Source organism: bacterium (assembly GCA_021372515.1).
GTDB lineage: Bacteria > Gemmatimonadota > Glassbacteria > GWA2-58-10 > GWA2-58-10 > JAJFUG01.
In genome coordinates this window covers 24,773-36,563 of record JAJFUG010000055.1, presented here as the reverse complement: position 1 = coordinate 36,563, position 11,791 = coordinate 24,773, and the positions used below count along the sequence as shown (strand labels likewise).

At 64.5% G+C, this 11,791-nt stretch carries 6 protein-coding genes; 1 reads left to right on the top strand and 5 read right to left on the bottom strand.

Annotation, left to right across the window (positions count from 1 at the left end; all coding sequences use genetic code 11):
- The 5 genes from LLH00_05750 to LLH00_05730 all read right to left on the bottom strand — a co-directional run.
- On the bottom strand, nt 1-523 hold a 523-nt coding region (locus tag LLH00_05750; GenBank protein ID MCE5270771.1), incomplete at its 3' end, for a hypothetical protein.
- 141 nt (nt 524-664) lie between these two features.
- Nucleotides 665-4,798 carry a beta-galactosidase gene (locus tag LLH00_05745; GenBank protein ID MCE5270770.1) on the bottom strand — a complete coding sequence of 1,378 codons (4,134 nt, stop codon included), beginning with the start codon at nt 4,796-4,798 and terminating at the stop codon, nt 665-667.
- A gap of 538 nt (nt 4,799-5,336) precedes the next feature.
- The gene (locus tag LLH00_05740) at nt 5,337-6,899 is read right to left on the bottom strand and encodes a B12-binding domain-containing radical SAM protein (GenBank protein ID MCE5270769.1); all 1,563 of its coding nucleotides are present in this window, start codon (nt 6,897-6,899) and stop codon (nt 5,337-5,339) included.
- A gap of 105 nt (nt 6,900-7,004) precedes the next feature.
- Nucleotides 7,005-7,685: an oxidoreductase gene (locus LLH00_05735; GenBank protein ID MCE5270768.1), complete on the bottom strand. Its 681-nt coding sequence runs from the start codon at nt 7,683-7,685 to the stop codon at nt 7,005-7,007.
- Nucleotides 7,686-8,220: 535 nt separating this feature from the next.
- A complete protein-coding gene (locus tag LLH00_05730) occupies nt 8,221-9,072 on the bottom strand; it encodes a fumarylacetoacetate hydrolase family protein (GenBank protein ID MCE5270767.1) in 852 nt (283 codons plus the stop codon).
- Nucleotides 9,073-9,398: 326 nt separating this feature from the next.
- Here LLH00_05730 and LLH00_05725 point away from each other — a divergent pair, with 326 nt between their 5' ends.
- Nucleotides 9,399-11,756: a PAS domain S-box protein gene (locus LLH00_05725; protein MCE5270766.1), complete on the top strand. Its 2,358-nt coding sequence runs from the start codon at nt 9,399-9,401 to the stop codon at nt 11,754-11,756.
- Nucleotides 11,757-11,791 lie beyond the last annotated feature (35 nt).

Sequence of the window (11,791 nt, the reverse complement as noted above, 5' to 3'; positions counted from 1 at the left end):
GGCCGTGCAGGGCCAGCCCGGCCAGGCCCACACCGGTGGCCCAGCCGTACATGCGCGTGTGGAAAATGTGCGCCCCGGAGCCGAGGTCATGGATCAGGCTGTCCGCCCCGGCGGCCAGGTTCGCCACGGCTTTGGCCTTGGCCGTGTCGCTGAACTCCGGGTCGTTCCAGAGCCAGTCCAGGGCCAGGGCGGCCAGGGCCACCAGCTCGCCGTCCGTGGTGGTGCCGTCCCGCTCGACCGGCTGCTGGAGGCGTCGGATCGCCTCGCGGGCGGCCTCGCGGTCACCGGCGACCAGGCTCCTGAGGGCCAGGTCGGGCAGAGAACGGTTGAGCTTCTCCAGCACCGGCTGCGCCTCGGGACGGGCGGCGCGGGCTTTGACCATCGCCAGGGTGAGGCCGCGCTCACCCCAGGCCGAGTCGCGGAAGAACAGCCGCGGGTGGGACGGATAGACCTCGAAATCAGCGGCGCACAACCCGCTGCACATAAAGAGAAGAAACGCAATCATCCAGAATGAACTCCGCATCGCATCTCCTCAAGGCCAGTCGTTTCAGATTCTCCACTTCTCGTTGCCCGCCGCAGGATCGAGCGGCCGGATCGGCGTAGGGGAGGGTTTGAAACCCTCCCCTACATCTGAATTCCAAACATCGGACGGCGAGGGAGCCGTTCACTCCACGTGGATCACGGCGCGGTCGCGCTCGCCGCTGGCCGCCTCGGTCACCTCGACAATCCAGTCGCCGGCCGGGTCGTTGAGCGCGGTGCGGAACGCGGCCGCGCCGGCCGAGCCCAGGATGTCCCGGTTGCCGCCGTAGATACGGCGCTCCTTTCCAGCCGGGTCGGTGACAGTGACAACGGCCACGGAGCGCAGGTCGGTGGCGCCGCCGGTCTTGAACGAAAGTGCTATCTCCTCGCCGCGGGCGGCTTTGGAAGGTCCCTCCAGGCTGATCCCGGTGATCCGGTCGGCGACGAAGGCGAAGAGCTGGGGCACGCCCGGCTGGATCAGGGTCAGGAACCTGTCGCCACGGCCCAGGAAACTCTTGTGGCGGACATCGTAGATCGCGTAGCTGCCGTCCAGCCGCACCTCGATCCGTTCCTCGGCGGGACGGTCCATGTCCGGGACCAGGCCCAGCAACCGTGTGCTACCGTTGTTGAACAGGTAGCGCTCGCAGCCGCTCACCGGGCTGCCGTCCGCCCCGGCAATCTGCACCTTGGGGGCAACGCCGCTGCCGGAGAGCACCTTGCGCAGGTCGGTCAGGGCCGGGCCGTTGGCGCCGTTCAACTTGTCCTGGCTGTAGGTGTCCTGGAAATAGTTGAGCAGCCAGGCCTGGCCCTTGCCGTAGCGGTTGACCAGCAGCGTGGCCTTGCCGCCCTTGCGGCCCAGCACCTGGGCCCCGGCGGGTTTCAGAGCGAGGTCGCCCTGGCCGGCCGTGATCTGCGCGGCGCTGGACAGCCCGGTCTTGATCCCGAACACTTTCTGCAGTTTCGGGTTGTCGCGGAACGCGCAGTGCTCGTCCATCACCCCGGGCAGGCCGTCCGCGATGACCGTGCCGCCCGCCTCCACGAACTTCACAATCTCATCCGTCTCGGCCTGGCTCAGGGCGTAGCTCATGGGCAGGATGAAAGTCTTGTAGCCTTTCTCGATCAGCCCACCCTTTTCCACCGCGCTGTAGGGGATGAAATCGAACTGCAGGCCGCAGTCGCGCAGAAGCTCGAGCCAGCCGGAGTTGTTGGCCTGGAAGCGGTCGAACGAGTCGCTGGTGTGGTAGGTGACATGGTCCGCCACCTTGCCGTCCACGATCCAGGCCCCGTGGATGCTGGGGTAGGAGTAGTGCACCGCGATGCCGTTGTTGTCGGGCAGGGCGAGTCCCACCAGCTTGCCGATCCCCTGGCCGCGCAACTCATCGAAGCCCTGGAGCATGTCCAGCGCGCTCTGGTTGAGAGTCAGGTCGGGGTCCACGGTGCAGTACTGCCAGAACACGTACAGCCCGCCGTTGGCCCCCTTGAACAGGTTCTGGTAGAAATTGCGCAGCACGTACTTGCCCATCACGCCGTAGCCCGCACCGCCGGATATTTTCACCGCCGGGTTCATGCTGCGGTGTATCTCGTACTCGTAGGCGTTCAGGTGCAGGGTGTACTGGTTGAGCTGGCTGTAGTCGCAGCCGTTGTGCGAGCCGGATATCTGCGTGCCCGAGTTGAGCATCCTGGCGTTGGGATCGAGCTGGCGCAGCTCGTCGAGCAGCAGCTTGTAGCTGTTCGCGTAGGTCAGCTCCATGAACGTGCGGTGGTCGGCCCAGGAGGAATAATTGCCGCGGGCCTGGGCCTCGCGGGCGTCATCCGGGACCACCTTGTCCCAGCTTGAGAACGAGGCGCCCCACTGTTTGTTCAGCGCATCGAGCGAGGCGTAGCGGGTCTGGAGCCAGTCGCGCAGGGCGCTCAGGGTGTGCTCGCCGAAACAGATATCCACCGCGTCGCCGTAACAGGTGAGCGAGGGCTCCTCCAGCACGTAGTACGAAAGCGGCGAGAACGGCACCCAGGGCGAGGCCAGCTCGGTAAGCTGCTTGTGGATCAGCTTGCGGTAGGCCGGGTCGTTCAGGCAGTACTTGCGCACCAGGCCCATCTTGTCGCCGGTCTCGACGTATTTCTTCTTCATTTCATCATAGTACACGCGGTCCGGTCCGTCATCCGGAGATTCCTGGCCGCTCACCCGTGCCTGGGCCTGCACCATGTAGTTGGCGTGCTTGCAGTGGCTGACCGGGTAGCTGGACAGGGTGGTCACGTGCATGCGCTGGAGCTGGCTGTCGATGGCGGTCCAGATGCCGGGCATGGAGTTGGGCCCGAACAGGTACATCACGATGTCGAAATCGTCCCAGAGGCGTTTCTGGAGCACGAACACCTCGGCCTCGGCGCGGTCCTGGACCGCCCCGTCGCCCTCGACTCGGCAGCGCACCCGCGCCAGGTGGCTGAGCGCCCCCACGCTGCTGAACTCGTATTTCTTCTCCAGCGTGCCCGAGACTGTGAGCTGTTCCTTTTTCTCGGCCAGCAGACGGTCGTAGTTGTCGTAAAGGGCGGCGACCAGGGTGCAGGCGCCGGGCTTGGTGGAGGAAAGCTTGACCGTGGCGGTCAGGCTGCCGCCCAGCTTCACGCGGTCGGTGTCGAGGCTCAGGCTTTCAATCCTGATCTGCGGCTGGCGCTCGACAATCTGCGTGGCCCAGTCTATCGAGCGGCCGGCGCGGGTCAGCTTGAGGTCGAGGAAACTGCGCCCGCCTGGAAGGTTGGCGGGAAGGTCCACTATCACGTTTTTGGCCCCGGCCTTGAGCGGAATGTCGTACTGCGTGACAACCTGGCCGTGGTCATCGGTCAGGCGTCCCTGAAGAGCGTCAGCGGCCCCGGCGGCGGCCTTCAGGGCGACATTTACCCTGGGCCCCTTGCGCTCCAGGGCGGCCAGACCGTCCTGCGGCTCGCGCCCGGCGGCCCAGAGCGTGGCCCGGGCCACCATGGACCACATGTACTCCCAGTAGTCGTACTGCAGCCCGGTGTCCCAGACCCGCGGCACCTCGGGGATCATGCCGCGCTGGCTGTAGCCGAACGCCACCACGCGGCCCTTGCCCAGCTTGCGCACGGCCAGCACCGGGGTGCCGCGTTCGGTGGAGATCAGCACCTCGCCCGCGGGCCTGGAGGCGATCACGGTAAGCTTGCCCTGCGGGAAAGCGTCCAGGGCCAGGCCCCGGGTGATGAAATGGTCCTTTGTCACTTTCCAGGCGCTCTGGTCCACATGGGCCGAATCCAGGGTCACCTTGTCCTCGGGCCAGATATTCACGTGCTCGCCGACCCCGGCCAGCGGCGAGATGTCCCACAGCCCGGCCCCATCCGCGGCCTCCGAGACCGGGGAGAACAGCACCAGGCCCTTGCCCTCGTCCTCCACCAGGTGGCGGATGCGGTCGCGCACGGCCTGGGGGTAGCTCTCCCAGGGACGCAGCCCCGGCCAGAGGATCACGTCATAATCCGGCCCGTTGAGGATGTCATCGGCCACATAGGTCATGGAGGTGGAGGCGCCGCCGCCGCGCTCCTCGTAGAACTCGCCGAACCCGTACAGGTTCATCGCGTCCCGCACGCCCATGCTGGTGGTGGTGAAATTGAGGTCCAGGCGCTGGGCCAGCTCCACAATCCCGCGGCCGTCGATGATACCGCACAGGGCGTACACGTTCAGCGGCCCGCCGGGCAACGGGTTGCCCCATTTGAAATGCGGCGTCTCGACCTCTGTCTTGTAGCGGAAATCGAACCGTCCCCGCTCATCCAGCAGACTGTTGTAGCGGTCGAGGGCGATGTAGTCCAGATACATCCTGCCGGCGGCGGGAGACTCCAGCCGAAGGGTTTGCATTTTCCCGAGATTGAGGCCGCGGGTTTTGGCCAGCTCGAGCTGGATATGGTTGGCCCCGGTGCGCAGGCCGAAACTCTTGCGGAAAGTGTTCCCGGTCGAGTCCTCCAGGGCCAGGGTCAGCTCGGAGGGCTGCTCGCACCACGAGAAAACGAGCAGCGCGCCGCTCTGGCGCCAGTCGGAGGGGAACCCGGCCAGTGTGAGCTGGCCGCCGCCGGCGGGGAAAACGGTCTCCATGGAGTTCTGGCGCCAGGTGGGGAACTGGGTGGACTGGGCGAGCTGCACGCCCGGCGAGGCTTTGAGCGCGTCGATCTCGCCCTTGTCCTCGAAGGAGAGGAACACGTTCAGCCGCTCCTGGGCGGCCAGGCTGCCGGCCGCGAGGAGCACGGAGACCAGGGACAGGAAAAGCAGACGGCGACAGGACATGTGGGGGCCTCTTCTTTTCTGGTGTAAGCGTTAGGGGGAAACAGGCTGGCGAGGTGAATTCTCCGGATTAGTGGCACTAAGTTTCGGGTTTATCTGCGTTCAAGCCGGTAAAGGAATATCCTGTAGGGGCGGCCCCCTGTGGCCGCCCGAATACAAGACGGCAGGCACAGGGGCCTGCCCCTACGCAGGCCGATGCCAGAAAACGGTGCTTTGGGAAAAATGCATTCAAAATGCAAATCGGCGCCGGAGATTTCCCGACATCGGCCGGTTTGGTTCCGCAACAGTCGCCGAGGGTGTCTTAGCACTATATTAACAGGCATTCGTCCAAAGTGGAAGGTTATTTCCAGGTGATTTAACTCGGTGCAGGGCATAAAAATAAGTCTTACGGCGGCTGTAGTCGCTCGGAACCGGTCTTCTAAAGGTTTTTTAGGCTTATAATTAGGACAGGATGGCGTCGAGGGTGCGATGAATACGGATGTAATAAAAAGGCCCGGATACAATCCGGGCCTTCCGAGTTGTCCGTTTAGGAAAAAACTTTTCAGCAGGCGCCCACCGCCGTGGGCTTGCAACTGTCGTCGCCGTTGCCGCCCGCGCCGGGGATCACCGTGTGGGCCTGGGTCAGGTTGAAAATGTGGTTACGCACCCGCCGCAGCGCCCGCCAGCCGTAGCTGAACAGGAACTGCCAGTCGCGCTTGCGGCCCGAGGCCAGGAACATCATCTGGCGGGCCAGGAACCGCGGGTCGAGGGCCACGCCGTACATGTCGCGGATGGCCTTGTAGTATTCCTCGTGCGGCAGGGGCGTCTTGACAATGATCTTGCTCATGTCGAAATCGTCGTAGTCCTCGGTCAGCATCACCCCCTCGTCGATACACTCCTGGTGGTAGGGGGTGAAATCGAGCGGCGTGCAGAGCGTGACCTGGAGGGTGCGGGCCAGGCCCTTGAACATGATCTCGCGGGTCATGTCCACAGTCTGCTTGAGCTGCTCGCGGGTCTGCCAGTGGTAGCCGACCATGATTGTCAGGTGCGGGTGCAGGCCGTACTTGGTGAACAATTCCAGATTGGGCAGGATGTGCTTGGGCAGGTAGCCCTTGTTCAGGCGGCGCAACGTGACCTCATCGGCCGCCTCCAGCCCGATCAGCACGAAGCGGAAATTGGCCTTGCCCAGCAGCTTGATCGTCTCCTCGTCCAGGTAGGCGAAACGGGTGTTGAACCCGAAATAGGCCCCGCTCTTGTGCAGCCCGCGGTCGATGACTCCCTGGGCGAACTCGCGGGCCTGCTTGCCGCGGTACCAGACCCCGGAGTCGTCGAAAATCTCCCGGACTTTGTACTGCTCGACCAGGCGCTGGTACTCGTTCAGGCTCTGCTCCACCGGGCGGATGCTGAAAGTGAGGTCTGGGCCGTTGTACCGGCAGAACGTACACTTGCCGAACATGCAGTCGCGGATCACACTGGTGGCGTAGGTGCCGGGGGTCTGGAGGTAATTGCCGTTCTCGAAGGCGTAATTTTTCCACCCGACCAGGTCGCGGTCCACGTCCGGGCTGTTCTCGAGCGGCTCGACCTGACGGAAATTGCCGGTGCTGCGGAATTCGTTGTCATCCATGCGGATCCAGAGGCCCTCGATATCGCAGGTCAGGCGCCACTTGTCGTGCTCGGCGATATAGGGCACCAGGCGCTTGAGGGCGAAATCCACATGGTTGCTGCGCAGGACCACATCCGCGCGGCTTCTCTCCAGGGTCTCCTGCGGGCGGCGCATGGAGTGGAACCCGGTCATGATCACGATTGTCTTGGGGCGGTCGGACTTCAGACGGTCGGTCAGGCGCCAGTAGAATTTCATCACCGGCGTGGTGCTTTCGAACACCACGATGTCTGGCTCCCAGGCCAGCAGCCCGCTGTACCACTCGTCGAAACTCTTGCCCTGCGAGTTCCCGTCATCCCAGCGCACCTCGACTCCCAGGTCGCGCAGCCAGGTGGCGGCCTGGGCGTGGATCACCGGCAACAGGTAGGTCGGCTTCTTGAAGAACTGCACGTTGCGGTTCTGCGAGACCATCGCCACCTGGCCCCGCGCGTTGACTATGGGCGGATATGAAATCGCCACTTTCATCTGGGAACTCCCTCATTTATTTGAGCCGCGCGCGGGCGGGCCGGAAACCACCGGAATCCGCTTGCCGCCGCACGCCGCCGGAGACTTGCGCCCCGGCCCGGAATTTCAGAAAAAGGCCTCGGTGAACAGATGGTCGCCGTTCACTCCCTGGCCGCGCAGGATCTCGCTGGCCTCGGCCACCATCCCGCTGTTGCCGCAGAGGTAGCAGTAGCACTCCGGGTCGGCGGGGTGGGCCCGCAGGTAATCGGTCACCCGGCCCCGGTAATCGCCGCCCGCCTCAAGGGACAGGCAGGCCGTGTAGCGCTCGGGGTCGTAGTGGTCGCGGTCGTAGCGCTCATCGGCCAGCCGCACCCCGTGGATCAGATGGTAATCCAGCCAGGGAAAACTGGCCAGGTAGCTGTGGAACGGGGCGATCCCCACGCCCGTGGCCACGAACAGGTAGCGACGGGAGCGGTCCCCGGGCTGCTCGATCACGAACCGCCCGTAGGGGCCGTCCATCTCCACCGGGTCGCCGGGGGCGAGCTGCTTGAGCCGCGGCGAGACCTGGCCGTCCTCCACCTCGCGCACCAGGAAATCCAACCAGGGCTCGTCCTGGCCGCCGTACATCGAGTACTCGCGGTTGAGGCCCGAGCCCCAGGCGCCCAGGGTGGCGCACTGTCCCGCCACGGCCGGAACGCCCAGACGGTCCACGCGCAGGACAAAGACCTGGCCGGTCAGATGGCGGACCGACTGCACACGGTGCAAACGGCTCCCGGCCCGGTTTTCCTCGCGCTGTCCCGACCGCATCGATCCTCGTTCGTCTTTGGAAACGGTTTTACGCTAAAGGTAAAAATTGCAAGCAAATATGTTAATTGTCAAGGCCGTTGCGCTGCTTCGGCCACGGACGGCTTTTTGCTACGCAAGTTACGTACCGCGCTGTCCAGCGGCCCGATCCGATTCCTTGCATACGGTTTCAAAGTCCGGGAAGAATACCCTCTTGCCTGTTTTGGGGGTTCGGTTCTTCTTCGTTCCACCTGCGGCCCTCAGGCCGCCGCAGGTTCTTTTGGGGGCCGCACATGTCTGAGCCTGCAGCACGGGCAGCGTATAAAAGAAAATGAAACGGCCCGGCTTGCAGATGCCGCACGGCATGGCGGCGATTCGCGGCAGCGCCGCCGCTTCAACGCGGCAGCGGAATCAAAGCTTCGTGCACACTACCGGTCGAAAAAGAGACGTAGTGCGGACGAGTTTGCGGCCGCTGGCTTTGCTTCTTTCGCCGAAACGAAAGAAGAACATTCATCTTGTGGATCTCTTTCCACTTAGACGTATGTGGTCAAACTGCAAATTACGCCTCGGCGCGCATCACGTTGGCCAGGGCGCCGATACCCTGTATTTCCACCACCACCCGGTCGCCGGGGGCGAGGAACACCTGCGGGTCGCGCCCGGCGCCCACTCCCGGTGGGGTGCCGGTAAGAAGGACATCCCCGGGCTGAAGGGTCATGGTGCGCGACAGGTAGCTCACCAGCTCGGCCACGCCGAACACCATCTCGCGCGTGTTCGATCTCTGCATCACCGTACCGTTGAGGCGCAGGGAAATGTCCAGTGCCTGCGGGTTGTCGACCTCATCGGCGGTGACAAGCTCCGGCCCCAGGGGGCAGAACCCGTCCGGGCTTTTGGCCCGCACCCACTGTCCGTCCTGGCTCTGGGCGTCCCGCATTGTCAGGTCGTTGGCGCAGGTGTAGCCGAACACGCACTGCCTGGCCTCCTCCACCCCCACGTTGCGGCAGGCGCGGCCGATCACCACGGCCAGCTCGGCCTCCCAGTCCACCATCCGGCTCACCGCGGGCAGGCTGATTTCATCCTCCGGCCCGGCCAGGGTGTTGGGGTACTTGGCGAACAGGACCGGCCGCTCCGGCAGGGGTGATTTCATCTCGGCGCAGTGGTCGCGATAGTTTTTGCCGATACACATGATCTTTTCGGGACGGCTGAGCGGGCGCAGGAGTTTCGCCCCGGGCAGGGTCGCCAGGTCGCCCCGCTCCAGGGCGGAGTGCACCCGCGCCAGCGCCGGCCCGCCGCAGCGGATCAGCTCATCCAGGTCGCCCCAGGGGCCGGTCGAGGCAATCGGGGCGTAAAGGCCGTCCGGAAGGCGCACCGCCGGCGCCGGGCCGGTGGACGTTTCAATCATGGCCAGTCGCATTTCGTTCTCCAGTCTTGACCGGGTTTCAGGGCCGTACGGATGATTATCGGATGTAGGGATACATTTAGGAACGATAATTCAGCCCGCGGCGAAAGTCCAGTCCGAACGGCGAAGCACGGATTCATTGACTTTTTTGCCGAATGAGTGGAAAATACCGGCAAGGGACTCCTTTATTCGGTAATATGCGTGCCGTCGCTTGACCGACAACGTGGGCGCACGGTAATATTCTAAGAGCACACTGACCACGGGTTCCCGACAAAGCCGCCATGAAAGACCGGAAATCCAGCTTGAAAAGCCCTGACGCCCACATTCCTGCGAGCCAAATATTGACCGCGTTGCAACCGTACAGCACCGAAAGCTGCGGTCCGCCGCCCGAGGTCCACGTACAGGGACACTTGTTCGGCTGGCTTGAGCTGGACCAGACCTGCACCATCCTTAAAGCCGACAACGCCGTGGCCGCGATCCTGGGGCGCACCGAGACCGAGCTGGTCGGTGCGCGGCTGCCCGACCTCGCCCTGCACTGGGCGGAGCAGCGCCCGCCGGAGGGTGGCCACGAGCAGAGCCATCTGCTGCGGGAAATGGATTTCGCCCGGCCGGACGGTTCGCCCGTGATCTGCCTGATTGGTTGCCTGAGCCTGGAGCAGGACCGCCTGCGCTGCATCCTGATCGACCTGACCGAGCGTCGGCGGGAGGAGGAGGAGCTGCGAGAAAGCCGGGCCCACCTGGACAACATGCTGCACGGCGCGCCCGACCTGATCTACCGTCTGGACACCGAGGGACGCATCGTTTTCGCCAGCGGGGCGTTCGAGCTTTACGGCTACGACCGGGACCTGCTCCTGGGCCACCGCATGCTGGAGATAATCCACCCGGATGACCGTGAGCACGCCGCGCGCAAGATCGACGAGCGCCGCACCGGCCAGCGCAAAACCCGCTACCTGGAGGTGCGGTTCCTGCCCGGACCGCGCTCGGCCATTATCGGCGGGTCGGACAACCGTGTTTTCCTGGTCTCGGCCGAGGGCTATTACCTGGAGGACGAGCAGGGGCGGCGGGTGTTCGCCGGCACGCAGGGCGTGGCCAAGGACATCACCGAGCGCAAGGCCTGGGAGGAGGAGCTTCGCTCCAGCCAGGCCGAGCTTTCGGCGATTTTCGACAGCGCCCCGCTGTTCATGGCCCTGATCGATGAGAAATGCCGCCTGCGCAAGATCAACCGCTCGGGCGCCCGCACCCTGGGCCGTCCGCTGCCCGAGCTGATCAACCGTCCCTGGGGCGAGATTTTCGGCTGCGCCAATTACGTGGAACGGGAAGTGACCTGCGGTTGCGACCAGGTCTGCAAGAACTGCACGGTGGGCAACGTGATCCGCAAGACTTTCGATTTCGGGCAGGGCTTCGACCGCTACGAAGTGCAGACCGGCGTGCTGCGTCTGGGTGAGAGGCGGGATGTCTCTCTGCTGCTGTCCTCGACGCGCCTGATTATCGGGGGCCAGATGATGGTCCTGCTCTGCCTGGAAGACATCTCCGAGCGCCGTCAACTGGAGGAGCAGCTCCAGTTGCGCCAGCGCATGGACTCCCTGGGCACCCTGGCCGGCGGGATCGCCCACGATTTCAACAACCTGCTCACCGGCATCATGGGCAACATCTCGATGCTTTCCATGCAGGCCGGGAGGCTGAGCGAGGTCCAGAGCCAGTGCGTGCGCGACGCCGAGCGCTCCTGCCAGCGCGCCGGCGAGCTGATCCGCCAGTTCCAGTCCCTCTCGGGCGGGTTCGTGGCCGAGCGCCGCTCGGTGGACATGTACGAGGTCGGCTCCGAGGTGTTCAGCCTGCTGGACAAGACCACCGACCGGCTGATCGAGAAAGCCGTGGATTTCAAGCCCGGCCGGTTCTATGTCAACGCCAACCCGGGCGAGCTGAGCCAGGTGTTCCTGAACCTGGGCACCAACGCCGTGCAGGCGATCGAGGAAAAGGGGGTCTCCGAGGGTGACCATATCCGTCTGCGCGCCTCGCTGACCCTGATCGGCCAGGGCGACCCCTCCGGCCTCGCCCCCGGGGATTACGTGCACCTGACATTCTCCGACAGCGGGGTGGGCATGAGCCTGGAGGTGCAGCGGCGCGCGTTCGACCCGCTGTTCACCACCAAGGCCAAGGCGCGCAAGGGACAGGGCCTCGGACTGTCGATGGTCTACAACATCGTGGTGCGCAAGTACGGCGGACGGGTCTACATCGAGAGCGCGCCCGGACGCGGCTCCGATTTCCACATTTTCCTGCCCGCGGTGGAGGCCATTCTGCTCGAGGAGGAGCACGAGACCGCCGAGCTGCCCGGCGGCAGCGAGACCATCCTGGTGATCGACGATGAGGAGGTGGTGCAGAAATTCGTGGGCCTCAGCCTGGGCAACCTGGGCTATAAAGTGCTCTCGGCGCTGGACGGACGGACCGGGCTGGAGCTGTTCGAGAAGAACGAGGACGGTATCGACCTGGTGCTGCTCGACCTGACCATGCCCCGGATGAGTGGGGCCACGGTGTTCCAGAAAATCATCGCCCGCAAGCCGGAAGCCCGCGTGCTGATCTCCTCCGGTCACAACGATGAATGCGTGGACAACGGACTTGTTGTCCGGGCCGCCGGCTACCTTTCCAAGCCTTATACCGCCGAGGACCTGGCCAACGTGGTGCGCCGGGTGCTGGATAGCTGAGGCGGTCCCGCCCTACCTGTCAACGGGAGCAAGGA